At 70.9% G+C, this 21,384-nt stretch carries 17 protein-coding genes and 3 pseudogenes; 6 read left to right on the top strand and 14 right to left on the bottom strand.

The window, feature by feature from the left end; all coding sequences use genetic code 11:
• Positions 1 to 876 carry a geranyl diphosphate 2-C-methyltransferase gene (locus AB0B29_RS34975; RefSeq protein WP_362246289.1) on the top strand — a complete coding sequence of 292 codons (876 nt, stop codon included), beginning with the start codon at positions 1 to 3 and terminating at the stop codon, positions 874 to 876.
• A gap of 198 nt (positions 877 to 1,074) precedes the next feature.
• On the opposite strand, the gene AB0B29_RS34970 is transcribed toward AB0B29_RS34975, so the two are convergent.
• The 4 genes from AB0B29_RS34970 to AB0B29_RS34955 form a co-directional block, all read right to left on the bottom strand.
• Entirely contained in the window at positions 1,075 to 2,250 is a 1,176-nt protein-coding gene (locus AB0B29_RS34970; RefSeq protein ID WP_362246287.1) for a spore photoproduct lyase family protein, read from the bottom strand.
• A 164-nt stretch (positions 2,251 to 2,414) separates the two neighbouring features.
• Positions 2,415 to 3,038 carry an NIPSNAP family protein gene (locus AB0B29_RS34965; RefSeq protein WP_362246285.1) on the bottom strand — a complete coding sequence of 208 codons (624 nt, stop codon included), beginning with the start codon at positions 3,036 to 3,038 and terminating at the stop codon, positions 2,415 to 2,417.
• A 122-nt stretch (positions 3,039 to 3,160) separates the two neighbouring features.
• Positions 3,161 to 3,817 carry a DUF1326 domain-containing protein gene (locus tag AB0B29_RS34960; RefSeq protein WP_362246283.1) on the bottom strand — a complete coding sequence of 219 codons (657 nt, stop codon included), beginning with the start codon at positions 3,815 to 3,817 and terminating at the stop codon, positions 3,161 to 3,163.
• Positions 3,818 to 3,929: 112 nt separating this feature from the next.
• The gene (locus tag AB0B29_RS34955; protein ID WP_362246281.1) at positions 3,930 to 4,766 is read right to left on the bottom strand and encodes a DUF2182 domain-containing protein; all 837 of its coding nucleotides are present in this window, start codon (positions 4,764 to 4,766) and stop codon (positions 3,930 to 3,932) included.
• Between the two features lie 260 nt (positions 4,767 to 5,026).
• Here AB0B29_RS34955 and AB0B29_RS34950 point away from each other — a divergent pair, with 260 nt between their 5' ends.
• Positions 5,027 to 6,052 (top strand): 6-phosphofructokinase, encoded by a 1,026-nt coding sequence (locus AB0B29_RS34950; RefSeq protein ID WP_362246279.1) that lies wholly within the window; start codon positions 5,027 to 5,029, stop codon positions 6,050 to 6,052.
• A gap of 4 nt (positions 6,053 to 6,056) precedes the next feature.
• Here AB0B29_RS34950 and AB0B29_RS34945 read toward each other — a convergent pair whose 3' ends face one another.
• Both AB0B29_RS34945 and AB0B29_RS34940 read right to left on the bottom strand, forming a co-directional pair.
• The gene (locus tag AB0B29_RS34945; RefSeq protein ID WP_362246277.1) at positions 6,057 to 6,944 is read right to left on the bottom strand and encodes a universal stress protein; all 888 of its coding nucleotides are present in this window, start codon (positions 6,942 to 6,944) and stop codon (positions 6,057 to 6,059) included.
• Between the two features lie 178 nt (positions 6,945 to 7,122).
• Positions 7,123 to 7,344: pseudogene (locus AB0B29_RS34940) on the bottom strand (helix-turn-helix domain-containing protein); the annotation flags it as partial.
• Between the two features lie 53 nt (positions 7,345 to 7,397).
• On the opposite strand from AB0B29_RS34940, the pseudogene AB0B29_RS34935 reads away from it, so the two are divergent.
• Positions 7,398 to 7,655, top strand: a pseudogene (locus AB0B29_RS34935) (alpha/beta fold hydrolase); the annotation flags it as partial.
• A gap of 54 nt (positions 7,656 to 7,709) precedes the next feature.
• Here AB0B29_RS34935 and AB0B29_RS34930 read toward each other — a convergent pair.
• Both AB0B29_RS34930 and AB0B29_RS34925 read right to left on the bottom strand, forming a co-directional pair.
• On the bottom strand, positions 7,710 to 8,771 hold the full coding sequence (locus AB0B29_RS34930; RefSeq protein ID WP_436845959.1) for a fatty acid desaturase family protein: 1,062 nt from the start codon (positions 8,769 to 8,771) through the stop codon (positions 7,710 to 7,712).
• A 235-nt stretch (positions 8,772 to 9,006) separates the two neighbouring features.
• The gene (locus AB0B29_RS34925) at positions 9,007 to 10,530 is read right to left on the bottom strand and encodes an alpha/beta hydrolase (RefSeq protein WP_362246275.1); all 1,524 of its coding nucleotides are present in this window, start codon (positions 10,528 to 10,530) and stop codon (positions 9,007 to 9,009) included.
• Between the two features lie 119 nt (positions 10,531 to 10,649).
• On the opposite strand from AB0B29_RS34925, the gene AB0B29_RS34920 reads away from it, so the two are divergent.
• The gene (locus AB0B29_RS34920) at positions 10,650 to 11,594 is read left to right on the top strand and encodes a MerR family transcriptional regulator (protein ID WP_362246376.1); all 945 of its coding nucleotides are present in this window, start codon (positions 10,650 to 10,652) and stop codon (positions 11,592 to 11,594) included.
• 106 nt (positions 11,595 to 11,700) lie between these two features.
• On the opposite strand, the gene AB0B29_RS34915 is transcribed toward AB0B29_RS34920, so the two are convergent.
• The 6 genes and pseudogenes from AB0B29_RS34915 to AB0B29_RS34890 all read right to left on the bottom strand — a co-directional run bounded on the left by AB0B29_RS34915 (position 11,701) and on the right by AB0B29_RS34890 (position 19,099).
• On the bottom strand, positions 11,701 to 12,474 hold the full coding sequence (locus AB0B29_RS34915; RefSeq protein WP_362246273.1) for a polysaccharide deacetylase family protein: 774 nt from the start codon (positions 12,472 to 12,474) through the stop codon (positions 11,701 to 11,703).
• A 206-nt stretch (positions 12,475 to 12,680) separates the two neighbouring features.
• Positions 12,681 to 13,484 (bottom strand): phosphatidate cytidylyltransferase, encoded by an 804-nt coding sequence (locus AB0B29_RS34910; RefSeq protein ID WP_362246271.1) that lies wholly within the window; start codon positions 13,482 to 13,484, stop codon positions 12,681 to 12,683.
• Entirely contained in the window at positions 13,481 to 15,238 is a 1,758-nt protein-coding gene (locus AB0B29_RS34905; protein WP_362246269.1) for a histidinol-phosphate aminotransferase family protein, read from the bottom strand. The genes AB0B29_RS34910 and AB0B29_RS34905 overlap by 4 nt, the downstream gene beginning before the upstream one ends.
• Before the next feature lie 125 nt (positions 15,239 to 15,363).
• Positions 15,364 to 15,552, bottom strand: a complete 189-nt coding sequence (locus tag AB0B29_RS34900; protein ID WP_362246267.1) for a hypothetical protein — start codon at positions 15,550 to 15,552, stop codon at positions 15,364 to 15,366.
• A gap of 630 nt (positions 15,553 to 16,182) precedes the next feature.
• Entirely contained in the window at positions 16,183 to 17,691 is a 1,509-nt protein-coding gene (locus AB0B29_RS34895) for a cryptochrome/photolyase family protein (RefSeq protein WP_362246265.1), read from the bottom strand.
• 502 nt (positions 17,692 to 18,193) lie between these two features.
• Positions 18,194 to 19,099, bottom strand: a pseudogene (locus AB0B29_RS34890) (SDR family oxidoreductase).
• Positions 19,100 to 19,630: 531 nt separating this feature from the next.
• Here AB0B29_RS34890 and AB0B29_RS34885 point away from each other — a divergent pair.
• Together AB0B29_RS34885 and AB0B29_RS34880 are read left to right on the top strand one after the other, a co-directional pair.
• A complete protein-coding gene (locus AB0B29_RS34885; protein WP_362246263.1) occupies positions 19,631 to 20,152 on the top strand; it encodes a hypothetical protein in 522 nt (173 codons plus the stop codon).
• Positions 20,153 to 20,283: 131 nt separating this feature from the next.
• Positions 20,284 to 20,700, top strand: coding sequence for a BBE domain-containing protein (locus tag AB0B29_RS34880; RefSeq protein WP_436845949.1), 417 nt, complete (start codon positions 20,284 to 20,286; stop codon positions 20,698 to 20,700).
• Positions 20,701 to 21,384: the final 684 nt, after the last annotated feature.

Genomic DNA, 21,384 nt, shown 5'->3' with positions numbered 1-21,384 from the left:
GTGACCACTGAAACGACCCCCACCCTCTCCGCGAAGATCCCGGCCCCGGCGACGCCGTACCAAGGGGACATCGCCCGCTACTGGAACAACGAGGCGCGGCCGGTCAACCTCCGTCTCGGTGACGTGGACGGGCTCTACCACCACCACTACGGCATCGGCGCCGTGGACCACGCCGCGCTCGGCGACCCGGCCCACAGCGAGTACGAGAAGAAGCTCATCGCGGAGCTGCACCGGCTGGAGTCGGCACAGGCAGAGTTCCTCATGGACCACCTCGGCACGGTCGGGCCCGAGGACACCCTCGTCGACGCCGGCTGCGGGCGCGGCGGGTCCATGGTCATGGCCCACCGCCGCTTCGGCTGCAAGGTGGAGGGCGTCACCCTGTCCGCCACCCAGGCCGACTTCGGCAACCGGCGCGCGCGCGAACTGCGGATCGAGGACCACGTCCGCTCCCGCGTGTGCAACATGCTCGACACGCCCTTCGACAAGGGCAGCGTCACCGCCTCCTGGAACAACGAGTCGACGATGTACGTCGACCTGCACGACCTCTTCGCCGAGCACTCCCGCTTCCTCAAGGTGGGCGGCCGGTACGTGACGATCACCGGCTGCTGGAACCCCCGCTACGGCCAGCCGTCGAAGTGGGTCTCCCAGATCAACGCCCACTTCGAGTGCAACATCCACTCCCGCCGTGAGTATCTGCGCGCCATGGCCGACAACCGGCTCGTGCCGCAGACCATCGTCGACCTCACCCCGGACACGCTGCCCTACTGGGAGCTGCGGGCCACGTCCTCGCTGGTCACCGGGATCGAGGAGGCGTTCATCGAGTCCTACCGGGACGGCTCCTTCCAGTACGTCCTGATCGCGGCCGACCGCGTGTGAGCCCGACCGCGCGGGGCCGGGGCCGTCCGCACAGGCCCCGGCCCCCCGAGGCGCCCGGACATCGACCGAACGACCAGGACCTCCACTGCGTCGGTGTCCTTGAGGCCGGACCATGCTGCGGCTCTCGTGGCCGAGCTCGGACAGTCGAACGAGGGGAAAGGCCGGTGACAGCCGGCCGAGGCGGGCCCGGCTCGCCGCTCAGAAGGCGTACCGCACCCGCAGCCACGGCGCGTGGTGGTCGATCAGGGTACGCAGTGTGCGTACGGCCTCGCTCTTGACGCTGTTGCGGTAGCGCACGTTCAGTGCGCCGTTCTCGGAGCGCTTGGCCTGCTGGAGTTCCGGCCGCCACAGGGACTCCTCGGCGCGGGGGTGCCAGCCGAGGTTGACCTCGTGCAGCTCCTGGTTGTGGGTCAGCATGATCACCTCCGCGGCGGCCTGCTGTTTCACCCGCCGGGGCAGGACGTCGTCGAGGTGGGTGAGCAGCTCGGCCCAGGCGTCCTGCCACCCGGGGCGGACGACCACGGGGGAGAGGTTGAAGTGCACCTCGTACCCCGCGTCCAGGAAGTCCGCGGCGGCGCCGATCCGCTCGGCGACGGGTGAGGTGCGCACATCGAGCAGCCGGGCGTCGTCCGGCGGCATCAGTGAGAACCGGATGCGCGTGCGGCCACGCGGGTCGAGGGACAGCAGGTCGGGGTTGACGAACTTGGTGGCGAAGGACGCCTTCGCCGTGGGCCACTGCCGGAAGGCTTGCACCAGGTCCGCCGTGTTGCCGCAGATCAGCGCATCCACGGAGCAGTCGCCGTTCTCCCCGATGTCGTACACCCAGGCCTCGGGGTCGCACTGGTTCGGCTCGGGCTTGGGCCCTTGCCGTGCCACGTGCCGGGCGAGGTGGGCGATGATCCTGTCGATGTTGGTGAAGACGGTGATGGGGTTGGCGTATCCCTTGCGCCGCGGCACGTAGCAGTAGGCGCAGGCCATGGCGCAACCGTTGGAGGTACCGGGAGCGATCCAGTCCGCGGACCGGCCGTTGGGGCGAGTGGTGAGGCTCTTCTTCTCACCCAGGACCAGGGTCTCGCCCTTGATGCGCACCCAGCGCTCGATGTTGCCCCGGTTGCCGTGCAGCCCGGGGATGCGCCAGTGCGAGTCGACCATGGTCATCCGGGCGTCGGGGAACCGGGCGCTGATCTGCCTCCCGCGCGGGGACGCGGCAGCCGCGGGCTCGGCGTAGATCTCCCGCACGGGCAGCAGCCGGCGGACCGCGGCCGACGCCTGGAACGCGGAGGGCCGGTCGGGGACGGCGGGGCCGGGGGAGAGGGCGTCGAGCCCGAACAGCGCGTCGGGGTCGTCGTCCGGGCTGCCCGACGGGTGGTGCATGAGTGCTCCCGAAAGGATGGGCGCGCGGAGGGAGAGGCTCCCGTCACTCACCTGGGGGAGATGCTCCCGCCACTCAACTGTACGGGGCACACACCGCCCCGTGCTCGAAGTGACCGTCCTCAGGGTCGGCGGCCTGATCAACACCGCGCCTGGTGCCCTAGCACTCACCGCAGCATCGACCGCTCGGTGGGTGCCAGCCGCAGCTGTTGCGGGGCCCTTGCCCACCGTTTCGAAAGAGCCGGCAGCACCTCCTCGCGCCAAGGTTCCGCGTGCTGCAAGCGATTCCGGTAGTCGTCGATGTGGCCTTCGTCGGTGAAACGCGCAAACCATACGAAGGCCTCCTCGCCGGTCCGCACGGGCAGCGCCGGGAAGGTGTTCGGGGCGTGTTCCGACCGCAGGTACGCCAGTGGCGCGCCGCCGGTCTCGGCCAGCACGGGGAATACGCGCTGCTCGAAGAACTCGACGAAGGGTGCGTCGAACGGGCCGTGGCCGTACCAGATCGTCGCGAGGACGAGCGAGGGTGGCGATGACGCCGGCTCACCGGAAGCCGGCCGGGCACCTTCCGGCACGGGGAAACCGCCGCGCGCCGAAGCCGGCCGCAGCAGCAGCACGTCGTCGGAGTCGATCATCGTCGCGTTCGCCTCGTCGCGGTGTGCCCGCCAGACCGGTCCGCCGTAGAAGCTCTCCAGCGCTTCGGCTCGGCGCGCCATGTCGTCGAAGCCGCGAAGCCAGACGAAGCGGTCCGGGTCGTCCAGTTCCCGGAACTGTCCCATGACGGTCGCGCCCACTGCCTCCTGGGACTCGATGAACTCCTGGTCGTGCGTGGGACCAGTGCTCAGACCGGATGATCACGCCTCGTCGGGAAGCTGGTGGGGTGAACCGTGAACCGGGCTTCCCGCCGCATTCGCGCTCAGTCGGGCCCCGTCCAGTCGAACGGGAAGTACTTGCTCGACTTGCCAGAGCGTTCCCAGGAGAAGCCGAATGCGTCGGCGCGGTCCGCGGTGGCCCGTCCCCAGGTGGCGACCTGGCCAGGCCCCACCTCGGCTCCCGGGGCGTTGTGGACCTGGACGCGGGCGCCCTCCGGTGTCGTCGGGCCGGCGAGTGCCTCGGCGGTGGCCGTGACCCGGCCCGGGATCTCGGCTCTCCACGTGGCGAGGTCCTCGTCGATCTCCACATGGATCGGTGCGAAGTCCATGCCGCGCATCTCGGGCCGGAGCATCTCCCCGAACCGTGCCGGCCAGCCTCCTGCCTCGCCGCCGAAGACGGCCCCGAGTGCGGCGCGCTGCCGGTCGTCGGCGCGTTCGTCGAGGAAGACCGCGGCGTACGCCTCGCTGTGCTCGCCGGCCCAGACGTTGCCCACGAAGACGCCCAGCATCAGGACGTTGAGATCGTCCAGGCGTACGTCGCCGTAGGTGCCCTCACGAATGTGCCAGACCAGCACCCCTTCGCAGTCACCGTAGGTCGGAGGCTGCGCGAACGTGCACGGGCACGGTATGGCGCACTTGCACACGTCGAACCAGTCGCCCACCAGATGCCAGCCGGTCCCGTCGCTGACCTGTTCCGTCATCTCGCATCCCTCCCGTCGAGCCCGAGGGAGCTCCATCGGAGTGGCGAGAGCGCACGTCCCGAGCCCGCACGCGGATCGCGAGACGGCCTCTCCTCCAGCTTGCCGCAGGTGCTCACATGTCGCTCATCGACGGGATGGATTCCTGCAGCCCGGGCAGCAGCCAGTCCTGGAACGGCGCAAGCACGGCGAGAACCAGGAAGACCACACCCACCACTCCTGCGAGCAAGGGCCCCCGCGACCACAGCTTCTCCACGAAGATCACCACCGCCAGCCCGGCCATCGCCGCCACGTTCATCACGCCGAGCGGTACGAGGACGACCATCAGCCCCGCGCAGCAACCGACGCAGTAGCCGCCGTGGTGGAGGCCCACCCGCAGATCGCGGGCCGGCTGCCGGAACCCGGCGTAGCGCACCAGCTGGCTCATGGGGTCGCGGCAGTGCCGCAGACAGACGTTCTTGAGAGGACCCAGCTGGTACAGGCCCGCCAGCACAAAGGCCACCGCTCCGATCCAGCGTCCCGCCGTCGGATGATCGGCCACCACGTCACCGGTGAAGTCCAGAGCGACGTAGGCGAGCAGCCCGAAGGCCGTCCACACCAGCAGATACCCGCCCATGAACTCAACGGTATGCCCCGCCCGGCTCCACCCGGACGACCGGCGCCCGAGCCCCCGGACCCAGGTGAGGGCCACCGGCGCGATGGACGGCAGCATCATGGCCGCCATCATCGCCACCCAGAGCAGAAGGAACAGTGGCAGCGCCAGCCCCATCGTGCCCGGCTCGACGCCCATGCCCCGGGCCTGCCCCACTGTCAGCACCCAGGCGGGCACCGTGACCAGGACGACCAGCGACCAGGCGACCGCGAGCTCCCGCACCGGCAGCAACCCACCGCCCGACCCGGTGGGTGCGGGCGACCGCGCGGAGACGAGGACGGAAGTCCGGAGATGCCGCATCGGTGCACTCCCTGCGTACTACATCAGGACAGCACGCCCCTCACCGCACCGCGACTTCGCGACATCGGGACGTCCCGGTTCACGAGGCCGGGAAGGGCAAGTGCAGCCTCGCCTTCCGGACGGTCGGCCTTCGAGTGGCCATCGTGGACGGAACAGAGGGACGCTGTAAGCGAAGCGGCGGTTCCTGTGCCCGGCTGCGCGTCTCGGTCGGCACGAGGGCTGCCGGCACACAGGGGTGCGCGGCGGAGGGAAGAAGACCCATGAAGGTCGGAGTGCTGACCGGTGGCGGTGACTGCCCCGGCCTCAATGCGGTGATCCGCAGTGTCGTGCGCAAGGGCGTCCAGGACTACTCGTTCGACTTCGTCGGGGTGCGCGACGGCTGGCTCGGTCTGCTCAAGAACAATGTGGTCCCCCTGGACATCTCCAGCGTCCGGGGGATCCTTCCCCGCGGCGGGACCATCCTCGGCTCGTCCCGAACGAACCCGTTCAAGCACGAGAACGGGATGCAGCGTGTGCGGGAGACTCTCGCCGCGCACGAAGTGGACGCACTCGTCGTCATCGGCGGAGAGGACACGCTGGGGGCGGCCATGGAGCTCAGCCGACAGGGGATCGATCTGGTCGGCGTGCCGAAGACCATCGACAACGACGTCACGGGCACCGACTACACCTTCGGCTTCGACACCGCCGTCGGCATCGCGACCGAGGCCATCGACCGCCTCCACACCACCGCCGAGTCGCACATGCGAGCCCTTGTCGTGGAAGTGATGGGACGGCACTCCGGTTGGATCGCCCTGCACGCCGGCATCGCAGGCGGCGCCAACGTGATCCTCATCCCGGAGCGGCCCTTCGACATCGAACAGGTCTGTGAGCAGGTGAAGAGCCGGTTCCAGATCAACTACGCGCCGATCGTCGTCGTGGCCGAAGGCGCCGTCCCGAAGGAAGGGCAGATGATCCTCAAGGACCAGTCGCTGGACGAGTTCGGTCATGTACGCCTCTCCGGCATCGGTGAATGGCTGGCCCAGGAGATCTCGGCACGCACCGAGAAGGACGCCCGTACCACCGTGCTGGGGCACATCCAGCGCGGTGGCACCCCGAGTGCCTTCGACCGATGGCTGGCCACCCGCTTCGGGCTGCACGCGATCGAGGCCGTCAAGGACGGGGACTTCGGCTGCATGGTCGCTCTCGAGAGCACACGCATCGTCCGTGTGCCCCTGGCGGACGCCACGGCGGAGAACAAGGTGGTGGAGCCGTCGCTGTACGACGAGTTCGAGGTGTTCTTCGGCTGAGCCGTCAGTCTCCGTGCGGTACGACCGCGACCGGACAGCGGGCATGGTGCAGCACGGCGTGTGCGACCGGGCCCAGCCGGCCCTCGGCCGCCCTCGGGTCGGTCCGGCGCCCCACAACGAGCAGGTCCGATCGCCGGGAGGCGTTCAGGAGCGCTTCCGCGGCGTGCAGCAGCATGAGATCGGTGGACACGGTCACCCGCGGGTACTTCTCCTGCCATGGACGCAGTGCGTCGGAGAGCCCAAGGACCTCCTGGTCTTCCCAGGTGGCGCGGTCCTCCTCGGTCACCACGAAGGTGCGCGGGGAGACCGATTCCGCGGGGAGGGCCCAGGCCTGCACCACGCGCAGGCGGGCCGTGCGGGCGTCGGCGGCCCTGAAGGCGAAGTCGGCCGCCTCACCGGCCGGCCGGTGAGCGTCGAAGCCCAGCACGACGCTTCCGGTACCGCGAGGCGCAGCCGCTCCGTCGGTGAAGGCGCCGGCAGGGCGGGGGACCAGCACGACGGGGCAGGGGGCCGCTGCCGCCGTCCGCAGGGCGACCGAGCCGACCACCAGATCCTGGAAACCGCCTGTTCCGCGCGTGCCCACGACGAGGAGTCCGGCATCGCGTGCCGCGCCGAGGAGAGCGACGGCGGGCGGCTCGTCCGCCTGCTCGCCCGTCACTTCGAGGGCCGGGTAGCGGGCGGCGAGGTCCTCGATCGTCCGCTGAACCACCCGGGCGCCCATCAGGTGCAGGCGTTTCAGCGCCGGGTCCGGAACAGTGGGTCCGGAGAGCCGCGGAGCCACCTGCAGCAGCCGTAGCGGAACACCGCGCAGAGCGGCCTCCCGCGCCGCCCACTCGGCCGCTGCCGCCGCGCCCTCGGATCCGTCGATGCCCGCCAGAACAGGGGGACGCATCCGGGCCTCCTTCGTCCGGCCCGCACCCTCCAGGGCGCGGTGTCTCCTCCCTCTCCACTGTTCCACGTCACGGCCGCTCCGGCGCCCGGGCCGGTCCGCAGCACAGCCACAGCCGCGAACAGGGACACATGGACGCGGGGCATCCGTCCCCCTGAGGATCTGGCTGGACGGAGGACCGTCAGCGCTGTGGTGGACGCCCGGGCCACGCGATGTCGTCGACGGCGAGGAACGGGGCGTCCACCAGCGTGGCGGGAGACGCCCCGGTGTACGCCTTGACGTCCCGATGGAGGTGGGACTGGTCGGCGTAACCGGTGTCGGCCGCGACGCGGGCCGCCCCTTCACCCGCGACCAGGTGGTGGGCGGCAGGGTCGAAGCGGACCAGTTTCACGGCGGGTTTGGGTTGCCCGGACCACCGAGTGTTCGACTGTGTCCCTGAACGACGGTGACATCCACGTGTGCCAGGACGGCCTCCGCGACGCCCCTGCACTCCTGCTCATCCACGGATCCGCTTCCTCCAGCCACTCGTGGAACCCGATGGTTCCGCTGCTCACCGGTTCTCACCGCGTCATCCGGATCGATCTGCTCGGCCACGGCCGGTCGGCCGAACCGGCCGACCGCAGCTACGCCGTCCCGGACCACGCACGTCGGGGCGCAGCGGTCCTGGACCGGCTCGGTGCTGAACACGAGGTGGTCGTCGGCCGTTCCAGCGGCGTGCGCCGTTCCGGGCGCGCATGCGGAAAGGCACAGCTGCGCGATCCATCGGAATCAGCCGTCCGCCGGGGCGCGCAGCGGCTCGCCGACACTCCTGAGATGGCGCAGCGCCTCCCGGTGCGAGGCGATCAGTCCCGTCTGGTGGTACGGGATGCCCAACTCGGCGCAGTACCGCTCGGTGATGGCCTGGGCCCTGGCGAGTGCGGGTGTCGGCATGCTGGGGAAGAGGTGGTGCTCGATCTGGTAGTTGAGCCCGCCCATGAAGGCGTCCACCAGTGCGCCGCCCCGGACGTTGCGCGAGGTGAGGACCTGGCGGCGCAGGAAGTCCAGCCTGCTGCCTTCCTCGATCATCGGCATCCCCTTGTGGTTGGGCGCGAACACCGAACCGAGGTAGATCCCGAACAGGCCTTGGTGGACGGCGAGGAAAAGGAGTGCTTTGGCGGGGGAGAGGACGGTGAACAGGCCGCCGAAGTACACCACGAAATGCGCCACCAGGAGCGTGCCTTCGAGTGCGGGCCTCTTCATCGACGGACTCTTCAGAGCTCGAAAACTACTGAAGCTCAGATTCAGCCCTTCAAGGGTCAACAGCGGGAAGAAGAGCGCGGCCTGATGCTTTCCGACGAAACGCGGCAAACCCCGGGCCGCGCGCGCCTGCCGGTGCGACCAGACGAGAATGTCCGGTGAGACGTCCGGGTCCTTCCCCTCGTGGTTGGGGTTGGCGTGGTGCCGGGTGTGCTTGTTCATCCACCACCCGTAGCTCATGCCCAACAGCAGGTCGGCAACCAGCAGCCCTCCCACCTCGCTGGGTTGCCGACGGGAGAACACCTGTCGGTGCGCGAGGTCGTGGGCCGCCAGTCCGAGCTGACCGAAGACCACGGCCAGGGCGACGGCGACGAACACCTGGCCCCAGCTGTCCCCCAGTGCGACAAACGCGGCGACGCACCCCACGAGAGACAGGGCGACCAGACCGAAACGGACGGTGTAATACAGGGGACGGCGCCGGAGAAGCCCGGCCTCGGATATCCGCCGAGACAATTCGGAGAAGTCGCTTCCCCTGTTCTGCTGCTGTTCTCCTCGCGTCGGCGGGTTTGTCTGCACAGCCATCGATGTGGTCATGAGCTCAGTATCCAGAGCATTCTCCGCCGGCATAATGACGTCCACCCCCTGACGGGGGTGGAGCTAGCGCCACCATGGTGCCGGGGGGAGACCGCAGATGCGGCCAAGTCCGGTGCCGGCGCCCGCCATGGCAGCCGGCCCTCCACGGTTCACCGCACCCGGGGTGGCACCATGCCCGGAACGGAGACCGCCCCATGTACAGCCGGCGAGCCGGCGCATCGCTGAGGCCGGGGACTCACCCCGTCAGGTGGGCGACCACCGAGCGCATCGCATGGCGCAGGGCCGGGACCGTCTCCTCAGGTGCGTCGACGGTTTCGAACCCGTGATGGCCGTTGGGGACATCGACCACTTCGAGTCGCGCTGCGCACTTGTCGGCAGTGGCCACGAACGCCTCGACGGTCGCGGCGATCTCGGGTGCCTCCAGCCCGGCACGGAGGAGGACGACGGGCAGGGGCCCCGCCTCTTCGACCGCCCTGACAGGGTGGAAGCGGCTGCCTGCCATTCCCCAGGCGGGAAAGGGAGCCAGGACCGGGTAGGAGGCGGCCAGGCAGCGCAGCCAGGCAGGGGGCCGTGTCAGCCAGTCCGTGGTGAGCAGGCCGGCGCCGGAGAAGAACCACAGGGCGATCCGGTCGGCGTCCACGCGGGCGTCGCCCCGCACCACTTCCACCGCGGCGGCGATGTCCGCGGCGGCGCGCTCGTAGTCCGCGATGTCGTGAAGACCGTGGTCGACGGTCGCGCCGATCATGCCTTCGGCGGCGGCCAAGCGGGCGTAGCCCACCAGGGTCGGCCATTCACGCGGACGTGGCCGCGCTCCGGCGGGCACCGGCCCACCGTGCACGAACACCACCGCCGGTCGCGGGCCGTCGCCGTCGGGGACGTACAGATCGACTCGGCCCCGGCGGTCGCGAGGCAGCTCGGGGACGTCCAGCGGGAAAGGGCGCAGATGGGCGGGCGGCGGCGCATCGTCGCCGACCGCCCGCAGGCGGTGCCCCTCACCGGCCGCGGCCCGCAGCAGGACGTCTGCCAGTGCGGCGGGACACGACAGCATCGGCCAGTGCCCGGTGGGAAGTTCGAAGAAGGTGACCTGAGGTTGGGTCAGGGCGGCCAGCGCGGGGTCGCCGAAGTCGACGAGCCTCTGCACCAGACCGATACCGGCGCCGTTCCCGGCGCACAGCACGCCGGTGACGGGAACCGCGGTGACAGCTCCGGTCAACCGCAGCGGCTGCAGCAGGGTGCCCAGCGGTTGCGGCGCCGCAAGGGCGGTCAGCCGCTCCAGGGCCGCCTCGTCGACACCGGCGGTACTGCCCCAGCGCCCCCACTCGTCACGAGCCGGTGGCGAAAGCACGCCGTCCCTCTCGCCCGCCTCGGCGCGTTCGGCCAGCTGCGCGCGCAGCGCCTGGTCCGGCACGGCGGCCAGCGCAGGAACACCGTTCTGCGGCATCCCGCTGTCCAGGTAGACCACGCGTGCGATGCGCTCCGCCCGCCGATCGGCGGCGCCGAGCACCGGATGGATCCCGTAGTCGTGACCCACGAGCACGATCTCCTGCTCCGACGTCACGTCCACCGCGTCGATCGCCGCGATCACGTCCTCGATGTGCGTCTCCAGACCGACGTGCTCCGGCGCGGCGGGCCGGGCCGGGTCGAGGCCCGTCAGCGGGACCGCGTGCGCCGCGCTGCCCGCCGCGACCAGTCGCGCGGCCGTCTCCTGCCAGACATGAGCCCCGGTGAACACGCCCGCCACCATGATGAACACCTGCACAAAGCCCTCCCGGACCCGTCCGTGACGCCGCGCCGGTCGCGTACGCCGTCGTCCGCGGGCGACTGCGTCTGCCGGCCCGCGTCCCGGTACCGTAGGAACTCCCTCTGAGGGAGGTTCAACTGTCCACGCCAAACGAGTCGTTGTGGAGCATCGGGGAGCTCGCCGAGCGGGCCGGTGCCACCGTGAAGACCGTCCGCTTCTATTCCGACCAGGGCCTGCTGCCCGAAGCAGGCCGCACCGGTGGCGGACACCGCCGCTACGGCCACCAGGCACTGGAACGACTCCAACTGATCCGCTCCCTGCGCACCCTCGACCTGCCCCTGCCCGAGGTGCGCCGCATCCTCGAGGACGACGAGGCAGCCGGCCGGGCACTGGAGGGCGCCCTCGACAGCCGGCTGCGTGAGCTCGGCAGTGAGCTGAAAGCACTGCGCTGGAGGGAAGCGGCACTCCAGCTGGTGCGGGACTGCCCGCCGGCTCAGCGCGCCGGCCGGCTGAGGCTGCTCAGCTCACTGAAGACCCCGCCGAGCACCGCACCACTGGCCAGGTTCTGGCGCGCCTGGCTGCCGGCACGGATGCCGCGCCCGGCAACCGCGGCATTCCTGGAGGCGGCCGTCCCCCAGCCGCCCGACGAACCGCACCCGTCCCAGGTGCTCGCCTTCGCCCGGCTGCATGCGATGACGACGGCCCCCTGCCCGGGCGGTCGGCAGCCCCAGCCGGAGATACACCGCGTAGTAGGGGCCGACGGTGCCGTCCTGCTGTACGCGGGCCTCGTCGAAGCCTTCCAACTCGCAGCCCCACACCTGCGCCGGGCACAGGACCCGAAGCCGGGCGAGGCCCTGGACGCCTACGTCGCGGCGTACGCGAGCGCCTACCGCAGCCGTGACACCGCCGAGTTCCGCCGCTCGCTGGCGACCCGTCTGTCGGCCGAGGCACGGCTGGACCGGTACTGGGAACTCGCCGCCGTCGTCCTGACCCCGCCCGGCAGCCGCCCGCAGCCGACCCCGGGCTCCGCGGACGACTGGCTGCGCGCGGCACTGCAGCGGGACAACGCCGGAGCAGCGTGAATGACCTCCCACGAGACGCTCGGCGAAACGCCGTCCGCACGCCGCGACTTCGGCGGCGTGCGGGAGAAGGCCGGACCACCGGCCCGGCGCCTCGGACCAGGGCCGCTCAACGGACAGGGAAGCCACAGGAGTAGCCCTGCTCCTTGAGCCAGGGGAGGATCCGTCGCAGCGCCTCGACCGTCTGGGACCGGTCGCCGCCGGCGTCGTGGAAGAGAAGCGTCGGCCCGTTGGGCAGCTCCCGCTCCACCGTGGCGACGATGGCGTCCGTGCCGGGCCGCTCGAAGTCCTTGCTGTCCACGTTCCAGCCCAGCGGCCGCATCCCCCGGGACGCGGCGAGTTTGCGGCTGTACGGGGTGAAGGCTCCGCCGGGCGCCCGATAGTACATCGGCCGGACACCTCCGGACGCCCTGGTGATCATGCGTTCGGCGTCGAGGACCTGCCGCGACTGGTAGGCGTGGGAGTTCTTGTCCATGGCGGTGTCGTGCGACACGGAGTGGTCGCACAGCCGATGCCCGTCGGCGACGACCTTCTTCACGAGGTCCGGGTGCGCCTGGGCCTGCGTTCCCACCATGCAGAAGGTGGCCTTCACCCCGTACTCCCGCAGCACGTCGAGGACTTGAGGGGTCCAGACCGGGTCGGGGCCGTCGTCGATGGTGATGTTGACACCGCGCGCCCCCTTCTCCGAGGCGTGCGCGATGCTCAACGCCACCGGCTCGGTGCCACCGCCGGGCGAGACGGACGCCGTTGTGTTCGGTGCCGGCGTGCCGGTGGCGCCGGCCTGCGCGGTCCACACCGAGGCACCGGTGGCGAGCACCGTCACCCCGAGAGCCGCCCCGACGACCTTGCCGTACCAGCCCCGCCCACCACCGTGTCGCGCCATGTCCGCCCCGCTCCTTCGAAGTTCCTCGCCCGATCCCCGGCCACCTTGCGGCCACCTGACAGGACGAGGGACGTCGGCCGGGGGATCCCTCCGTTACGGATCTCGGACAATCCCGCAGGGGAGCACGGACAAACCGGCTCCGCATCCACCCCGGCAGAGCCTGGTCAGGTCACTCGGCCGGACTCACAGCCTTGCTCTGCCCCTGCTCACCCCAGCAACACGGCCACCGCCAGCGCCCCCACGAGTGAGTCGATCCGGTCCAGCAGCCCTCCCGCTCCCGCCAGCCACCGACCCGAGTCCTTGACCCCGGCGCCGCGCTTGACGAGGGACTCCACCAGGTCGCCCGCCGGACCGCCGACGGCCACCGCGGCCGCCGCCGGCCAGCTCCACGCCGACAACAGTGCGAGTACCGTAAGGCCCGCCGCCGCGCCGCACAGCACGCCGCTCCACCGCTTGGCCGGGGACAGCGGCGACAAACGGGGGCCGCCCAGCCGCCTGCCCGCGAAGTAGGCCACCACATCGGCGATCGACACGGCAGCGAACAGCGCCAGGCCGAGCGACCCCAGCGGCACCAGCACGGCCAGCACGCCCAGCCAGACCAAGCCGAGCAGACCGGTGCCGAGCCGTCGCATTCCGTCCTCGGCATCGCCGGCCACCAGCGGCACGGCGACCAGCACGAGCGCCCCGAAGGCGCCCACCCGCCAGACCTGGTCCGGTGCCCATGCGGCGGCGACGATCAACCCCGTGACGGCCCCGGCGAGGACCGCCCGGTCGACGGCGGGGAGTCGGGCCAGCACCCCGAACTCCAGCACCGCGACCACCGCGACGACTCCGGCGAGCAGAGCGATCCCGGGCCGCCCCCACCAAAACGCGGCGGTCACCAGCGGCACACCCACGGCCCACGCACACCACCGGACCAGCAACTCCCGCCGCCGCGACGCCCCCACGGCCACGCCGCTCATCAGCAGCGCGCCGCCCAGCCACGGCGCCAGCGCGGCCACCGAGGTCACTGTGCCGCCCTGACGCCCGGCACAACGCGAGGGCACGCGCGCAGTACACCGAGGGCGGCCCGGAAGGCGTCCACGATGCGCGCGTTCTCGCCGGTGTCGCGGACCGCGACGCGCACGGTGCGGCCCTCGTACGCCGGCGACAGCGGCGACAGGTCCCGCAGGTACACACCGTGGTGCCGGCACTCCGCGACCAAAGAGGCGGCGCTCGGCCCGCCCCACGGCAGGGTCAGGGTGAGGAAGTTGGCCACCGACTCCTCGACATCGACCGAGGCGTCCACCGCGGACAGGTCGGCGGCGAGCCGACGGCGCAACTCGTGCGTACGCCGCAACGCGGCCGCGTAGTACGCCGGGTCGCGCAGTGCCGCCACGGCCGCGAGCTGGGCCGGAAGCCCGACCGCCCAGGGCGGCGTCCACCGGTTCAGCTCCTGCGCCGTACGCGGCTCGGCCACCAGGTACGCCGCCCGCACGCCGGACAGGGCATACGTCTTCGACATCGAGGTGCAGACCACCACGCGGGGGTCCCGTGCCGCGAACAGGGCGAGCGACTCGGCGGGATCGACGTAGCCGAGGTACGCCTCGTCGATCCACCATCGCGTGCGGGCCGGGGCGGCGGTGATCACCTCGCGCAGCCCGGCGGCCGGTACGTGGCGGCCGGTCGGGTTGTTCGGGTTGACCACGACCACGAGGTCGTACGCCCCGTCGGCGACGGCCGCCGACAACCTGACCGGATCGATGCGCCAGCCCTCGTCGCGCCGCAGCCGGAACCGGTCCACGCGGCAGCCGATCACCCGCTCCGTGACATGCGCGTACTCGCCGTATCCGGGATCCATCAACAGGACCCGGCTCGTCGATGTCAGCCATCGGCCGAAGGCCCGGAAGATCAGATCGGAGGATCCCGCGCCGACCACGAGCGTCCCCGGGGGCAGGCCGCGGACCGCGGCGACCTCCGCGAGCAACCCCTCCGCACCGGTCGGTGGTGAGGTGCGGGCGACCCACCCCACGTCCTCGGCGAGCGCAGCGCGTGCCCCGGGAGCCGGTGGGAACCAGGCGTCGAGCACGTCGGCCGCGACCACCTCGTCACGCCGTTCAAGAGTGCGGAAGTCCGTGCCCACCGCGGTGAAGGAGGCCCCACCGTGCTCGCAACCGTCCGGCCGGGGCGCGAACGGCATGTCCAACTCCCAGTCCACACCGGCCGCCAACCGGGCCAGGGTCGCCGCATGCCGCCCTGCGGCACAGCGCGACAGCACCGACACCTCTCCCGTCAGCACTTCGAAGTCGACCGCCCCGCTGCGGACCGTACGTCCGACGGGACGCAGACCCGCCGCCCGGTACATGCCGAGCAGGTCGGCACGGCCCATCGCCACCACCAGCCGCCCGCCCCGGGACGCGATCCAGCGCAGCGCCGCGTACATCAACAGCGGGCCTGCCGCGCCCGCCCGTGCGTCCGGCTCTACGGTGAGCAGCCGCACCTCGAAGACGTCGGCCTCGTCGAGGAGCGGGAGCTCCGCCCGGGTCAGGTACTTGTCCAGCCCGTACCGGCCGACCCAGGGCGGTGTCACGCTCACGAACCCGACACGATCCGCACCCCGCGCCGCGACCAGGTAGACGTTGTCACCGTCCAGTCCGTCGACCAGCCGCCCCTCGGCATTGGGCACGTGCTGGGCCAACTCCTCCGCGTAGACGCGGTGCCGCAGTTCGTGAATCCAGGAGATGTCACCGGCTGTGGCGGAACGCAGACTGAGGGCACGAGCCATCGGAACCTCTTCGTACGGGGACAAGGCGGTCCAGTGTGGCTACGACAGGCCTGTGGGCAGCAGGGGCGGACAGCTCGGACGGTTTGAGTACGCGTACTCAGGCGCTTGCGGCGCGGGGGCGTGACTCATGCCCGGCGGACCGCGTATCCCAAGTACGTCACGACCGGCCTGCTCTCCGGCTCGAGCACCACGCCGACGAGCTCCGGCAGCTGATCATCGGTCAGCGCGCCACGGCGGCGCCCACGCGTCGCGCGCACCAGACTGCGTACGTCGCGCGGCTTGAACGAGGAGACGTCCTTCGCGGACAGCCCCACCCTGTCGAGGGACGGGGGCAAGCTCAGCGGGGCGGCGCAGCCGGTGAACCACGTAGCGGCCCCGGGGCACGCCGGCAGTTCGTCCGTCTCTGACGTGGCCCGCGGCTACCAGATTCCGCTCTGGAGGTACGGGTTGACGGCCTGAAATGGGGGTCGTAGCTGGCCCTGAACACGTAGTTCGGGTCGGACTGGGTGAGCCACCCGGACGTGTGCGCGTAGCCGGTGCCGTCCGACAGATACGTACCGTCGGCGAAGGACCAGGTTCTGCCGCCGTCCCTGCTGATGTCCAGCCAGATCCAGCCACGCAGGTCCCAGCCGGAGCCGACTCGCGGGTGCGGCCTGCGCGGGTGTGGCGAGCGCCGTGACACCCAGCGCACCCAGCGATCCCGCCACCGCCGCGGATCCGGCCGACCTCAGCAGCGCCCTGCGGTTCACGGAGTGACTCATGAATCCCCCTCGTCTCGAAAAGTGAAGGTGCTGACCTACGGAAAACGCCGTGTTCAGAACCTGGCGAGGGACCGGGTTCTGAGCTCCTGACACAGGTCAGGGCAACACCCGTCCGTGGGAGGCCCGTCTGCAGGTCGGTCCGCCGCCCCGGTTACGCCGCGGACCCACCACCACGCGGCCACGTCACGGCGCCTCGTCCCCTCGGCGCCGCTCCTGACGCAGCACTTCGTCGAGGTCCCCGAGCCGGTCCAGACCCTGCAGCGCACGCCGCATGCGCGCGTTGCCGGACAACCGCTGCCGGTGCCGGTGCAGAAAAGCCCAGTACCCGGCGGTGAAGGGGCACGCGTGCGGTCCGGTGCGGTCGGTGGGCCGGAAGGCGCAGCCCTCGCACAGGTCGCTCATGCGGTGGATGTAGGCGCCCCCGGAGGTGTACGGCTTGGTGGTCATTCGGCCGCCGTCCGCGTACTGGGACATGCCGACCACGTTCGGCACCATCACCCAGTCGTAGCCGTCGACGAAGCAGCGGTGGAACCAGTCGGTGACGGCCGCCGGGTCCCACCCGCGCTGCAGCGCGTGACTCCCCAGCACCATCAGGCGGGGGATGTGGTGCGTCCATCCGGTGTCCCGGACCTGGGCCAGCGCTTCGGACAGACAGCGTGCGGTGACCGCGTCCGCGTCGAGTTCGGCGAAGTAGGCCGGCAGTCCTCGCGTGTGCCCGAGAGCGTTGCCGTGCCGGTAGTCCTCGCCGAAATGCCAGTACAGCTGCCAGACGTACTCCCGCCAGCCCGCGACCTGCCGGACGAACCCCTCGGCGCTGTTCACCGGGACGGTCCCCTCCCGCCAGGCGCGCTCGGCGCGTTCCACGCACTCGGCAGGGTGCAGCAGTCCCAGATTCATCGAGGACGACAGCAGACTGTGGGCCATCACCGGGTCGCCGGCCAGCATCGCGTCCTCGTACGGTCCGAAGGCGGACAGCCGGTGCGCCACGAAGCGGCGCAGCGCCGACAGGGCCTCGCGCCGGGTGGCCGGGAAGCGGCGGGGGCCGTCCCGCCCGACGAACCGCACCCCGTCCTCGCGCTCCCACCGATCGAGGTCCTGACGCACCTCGGCGTCGATGTCGTCCTCCCGGGGCCGGTACGGCCCCGGCACGTCCAGCGCGGTGGCGCCGCGTGGCGGCGGCTCACGGTTGGCGTGATCGTGGTTGAACCGGCCCCCGGCCGGGCTGCCGCCGTCCATCAGCAGGTCGTGCCGCTCCCGCACCCAGCGGTAGAAGTTCTCCTGGAGCAGCCGCCGCCCACCCAGCTCCCCGGCCCAGCCGGCGAACTCCTCGTGCGCGACGAGGAAACCGCGGGCGGGCAGCACCCGCACCCCCGGCAAGGAACGCACCAGCCGCAGCGCCGCGTACGAGGTGGGGTGGCACACGGTCACCGGGGCCTCGCCCACCGCCCGGCGCAGCCCCTCGCGATAGGTGTCCGCCCGTACGTACGTCACTCGCTCACCCAGCTCCGCCGCGCGGTGCCGCATCGCCGAGAGCAGCAGGTGGGCCTTGGCGCGGTGGAAACGCCTGCGCCGGAAGACCGACCTCGCCTCGATCATCACCACGGTCGCCCCCTGCTCGGGGCCCTGCTCGCCGGTGGGAGTGAGGAAATGCGGGCCGAGCTGGTCGCCGAAGAGCCAGTGCGGGGTGGACACGGCTGGAGGCCTTCCGCCGGGTGGGGCATGTATACGGGCGATGCGTTTTCGCCCGCCGGAGCGGTACCGGATGCGGTCGACCACCGAGCGTCCCCCGTTCGGATGCCGACGACCGGGTCGTCGGTGTGCACAACGTGCGGGGTCGGCAGGTGGCAACCCTGGGTGATCTTGAGCCGTTCCGCAGTGAGCGGGCGCAGTGCCCTGCGCACGGGTGCGTCCAGCCGGTCGGCCGTGGCGGAAGCAGTCGTCGGACGGACGGGCTCATCAAGGGCGATGGCTGCTCGGTAGGCGGCGAGGGGCGGCAAGGGCCATGTCTCTCTCCCAGCGGGGGCGTCGGGCTCGTCGGGAAGCGGATCATCAGGGCCCGTGGGGTGCAACCCTCGATGGCCCCGGTGCGAGCGTACGAACTAGCACACCGGTACCGCCGTGCTCCGTCGACTTGCTCACTCTTCGCCGGCCGGGTGCGGACCACGTGACACGTGCCGCCCGTCGGCGACGCGGTTCAGCGCCGGGCGGTGCGTACGACGTCGGCGAAGGGGGTGGCCCCGTGGCCGGTGAGGCGTGGCACCGCGTCGCTGACACCGTTCAGTTCGCCGGACGCGATGGCCGTGTAGGTGGACACCCAGGCGTCCAGCTGCCACTACGGAACGCCGTAGGAGGCACGGGAGGCGTAGGCCTCCTCGATCGTCTCCGGCTGGTACGTGACGGTGCGCCCGAGCTGCTCGGAAAGGATCACGGCCGCTTCGTCCAGCGTGAGGGACTCCGGCCCGGTCAGGTCGTAGGCGAGGCCCGCGTGCTCGTCCGGACGGGACAGCACCGTGGCGGCCGCGTCGGCGATGTCGTCCTGGCCGACGAACGCGGCACGCCCCTGTCCGGCCGGGCCGCGGATGACGCCGTCCCCGCCGACGAGGTCGGGGACGAACTCCGCGTAGAAGTTGTCCCGGAGGAACGTGTACGCCAGGCCGCTGGCCCGGATGTGCTGCTCGGTGTGGAAGTGGTCGCGTGCCAAAGTGAAGGTGGCCTCGGGACCGGCGCCGTAGAACGAGACATAGACCAGATGCCGGACACCCGCATCCGCGGCGGCGTCCACGAACGTCTTGTGCTGAGCGAGCCGTTCGGCGCTCTCGGAGGCGGACACCATGAACACGGTCCCGGTGCCCGCGAGGGCGTCGAGCACCGAACCCCGGTCGGCGTAGTCGCCGCGTACGGCCACCGCACCGGGGAGCCTCGGGGCACGGTCGGGGCGGCGGACCACCAGTCTCTGCGCCAGGCCCCGCTCGGCCAGACGGCGTGCGACGCGCCCACCAAGCCGGCCGGTGGAGCCGGTGACCGCGACCAGAGGAACGCCTTCCGTAGGCCCCGCAGATCCCGCAAGGTTCGTGGATTCCGCGGGACCCGCGGACCCCATCGGTAGCTCGGACATGACGTGCGTGTCTCCTTCCGGCGGTGACGAAGGTGCTCCACCGGGACCCGCCCGGGGTGCCGGGCGAGGCAGGCCCCTGGCGTTCGGCGCACTAGGTTCTCCAGTGACAGGCGGATCACCCCGGGGGTATTGAACCCGGCACCGATCTCCAGGACGAGCAAGGTGCTGTCAGTGGGTGCGTCGTGAGCCACCGGGCCGGCCGCTGTCCGGCGGCCATGCATCGTCCACGAACTCGGTGCCGCGTGCCGAGATGACACGTTCCGCCAACACCATGGCCCTTCGCCGTCCTTTCCTGTTCCCGCCACGTGACAGAAGCCCTTTCCTCGTCACTACGATCAACTTATGGCGACACCTGCGACATTGCGCCGCGCACGCGGGCACTTCCGAAGGCGTCGAGGTCATGTCCCTGACCGAGTTGCGCCTTCGTGTTTCTGCCTGCTCCGTGTCGGAAGGGCGTGCGGGCAGGCGGGCAGCGGCGTGGGCATACCGTCGGCCGACCGCGGGCAATGCTGAACCATGTCTACCGATGGTGGCGTTGCGGCCGGAGTGCAGGTCTGCTCCCTCAAGGTCGATACACCTCAGCTGATCCCGCCGGGGACCACGTACAAGATTGTCCGGTTCCCCTTCGGAACGGGGGAGTCCACGGACCGGTTCGAGATGCACCAGGCCGTCCAGCCGGACGGCTATGTGGTGAGTGACTGGTCGACGGACGACCGGAGCGGCCTGATCTGGCCGTCAAAAGCCGGTTGGGGCCACCTGCACGCGATGATCCAGTGGGAGCCCGCCAGCGGCACAGCCGGCTACACCGAACTGCGCGACCAGTACGTCCGTGACCCGCTGGGCCTGACGCCACACCCCAACGACACCACGGCGACCGAGCACCGCACGCCGACGCCCGGCGGCCAGTACTACGTCAAGAACCATGGCGCCTTCGTCGTCCCGGGTACTCCGATCGCGCTCCGTGTCACGCACAACGACGCCAGCCCGCGTCTGCTGACCCTCGCCGAGTTCAAGCTCGTCATCCACGACGCCGCCTGAAGGTGCTGTCCCGGGGCGTTGATGTGACACGCGTGCTGGGTCCTTGGACTTCGCCCGTCCGATCCTCAACACGCCTCCAACGTCACCGGCAGCGCTGAAGGCGCGCTTCCCCCGATTCCGGCCAGAGCTGCGTGTGCGCGAAGCGGTTCATCGTCGCCGCCCCGGTGGCGGAGGGGGGAATCGTCCATCGCAGCCCCCACCTGAAATGGATCCGCGACTTCTACCGGGACGTCTACCGGAGCACCGGCGGAGTCCCCGCGGTCCCCGACCCCGCTGTACCGGCTGCCGCCTCGTCCAACACCGACGGCTGCTACGTCAACTATCCCGACGTCGACCTCGACGATCCAACTCTGAACACCTCGGGGCAGAGCGCGTACCAGCTGTACTACAAGAACAACTACGCCCGCCTGCAACGCACCAAGAAGCACTGGGACCCGCACAACGTCTTCCGCCGCGCCCAGTCGATCCGCCGCCCCGCCTCACACACCGCTGTGGGCGACGCGGGTGAGAGCAGTCGCGACGACGCCGGTGTCCAAACGGGCCCGTGAGCGGGAGTCGATCTGCTGGTGAGGGTGCGGAGGCGCGGTATGCGGTCCTCTGGCCGTCGTTGGTGTGTTGAGGCTGGCGTCGTCGAGCATGCTCCTGCGCGCTGAGCCGGCGTGCTGGCTGGTGAACCGCAGGAACTGAAGGGTGAACTCCCAGGGGAGGCAAGGGCAGGGACCTGCCCAGGCACTTGGGCGCGGGGTCAGTCCTGGGCCGGGCCGGGCAGCTCGTGCCCGCGGCACAGGGTGCTGAAGAGCTCGTCGAGCGAATGTCATGAACGCTGCCGCCCCTGGCACCCCGCCACCGCGGCTGCGCCGGCCCCATCCGCCTCCTCCTCGCACGCGAAAGGGGCGGACGACTATGGCGGCTCGCCGACGCCTGCAGCGCCTGCGCCGCAGCGACAGCACAAAGCCGCGGTAGTGCCCGACATCGTCCTCGCCCACGTACCGCTGCCCCCGACAACCGCCCGCCGGGACAGACGCCGTCCCAAGGGGCCGGGCGAACAGATTCGAGTACGTGAGATCCTCAGCTACCTGGCCGCAGCCGTCCCCGCGGAACTGCCCAGCCTGCTTGACCAACTGGCGGCAACCGGGCTGCCCGTGTCATGTCAGGCCTGCCCCGACTCGGGCGACCCGCACTGGACCCTCGCGCACAGAGGGCAACCTCCGAGCGAGCAAGGGACGCGATAT

Source organism: Streptomyces tibetensis, from assembly GCF_040647715.1.
GTDB lineage: Bacteria > Actinomycetota > Actinomycetes > Streptomycetales > Streptomycetaceae > Streptomyces > Streptomyces tibetensis_A.
Note: the sequence above shows the minus strand (reverse complement) of the source record. Positions and strands in the feature narration are given on the sequence as shown.

What these genes read in the sequence shown, in the direction of transcription:
- AB0B29_RS34970 (WP_362246287.1), bottom strand. Translation starts at nt 2,250, where the DNA reads ATGCACCACCCGTCGGGCAGCCCGGACGACGACCCCGACGCGCTGTTC.
- AB0B29_RS34960 (WP_362246283.1), bottom strand. Translation starts at nt 3,817, where the DNA reads ATGACGGAACAGGTCAGCGACGGGACCGGCTGGCATCTGGTGGGCGAC.
- AB0B29_RS34955 (WP_362246281.1), bottom strand. Translation starts at nt 4,766, where the DNA reads ATGCGGCATCTCCGGACTTCCGTCCTCGTCTCCGCGCGGTCGCCCGCA.
- AB0B29_RS34950 (WP_362246279.1), top strand. Translation starts at nt 5,027, where the DNA reads ATGAAGGTCGGAGTGCTGACCGGTGGCGGTGACTGCCCCGGCCTCAAT.
- AB0B29_RS34945 (WP_362246277.1), bottom strand. Translation starts at nt 6,944, where the DNA reads ATGCGTCCCCCTGTTCTGGCGGGCATCGACGGATCCGAGGGCGCGGCG.
- AB0B29_RS34930 (WP_436845959.1), bottom strand. Translation starts at nt 8,771, where the DNA reads ATGACCACATCGATGGCTGTGCAGACAAACCCGCCGACGCGAGGAGAA.
- AB0B29_RS34915 (WP_362246273.1), bottom strand. Translation starts at nt 12,474, where the DNA reads ATGGCGCGACACGGTGGTGGGCGGGGCTGGTACGGCAAGGTCGTCGGG.
- AB0B29_RS34905 (WP_362246269.1), bottom strand. Translation starts at nt 15,238, where the DNA reads ATGGCTCGTGCCCTCAGTCTGCGTTCCGCCACAGCCGGTGACATCTCC.
- AB0B29_RS34885 (WP_362246263.1), top strand. Translation starts at nt 19,631, where the DNA reads ATGTCTACCGATGGTGGCGTTGCGGCCGGAGTGCAGGTCTGCTCCCTC.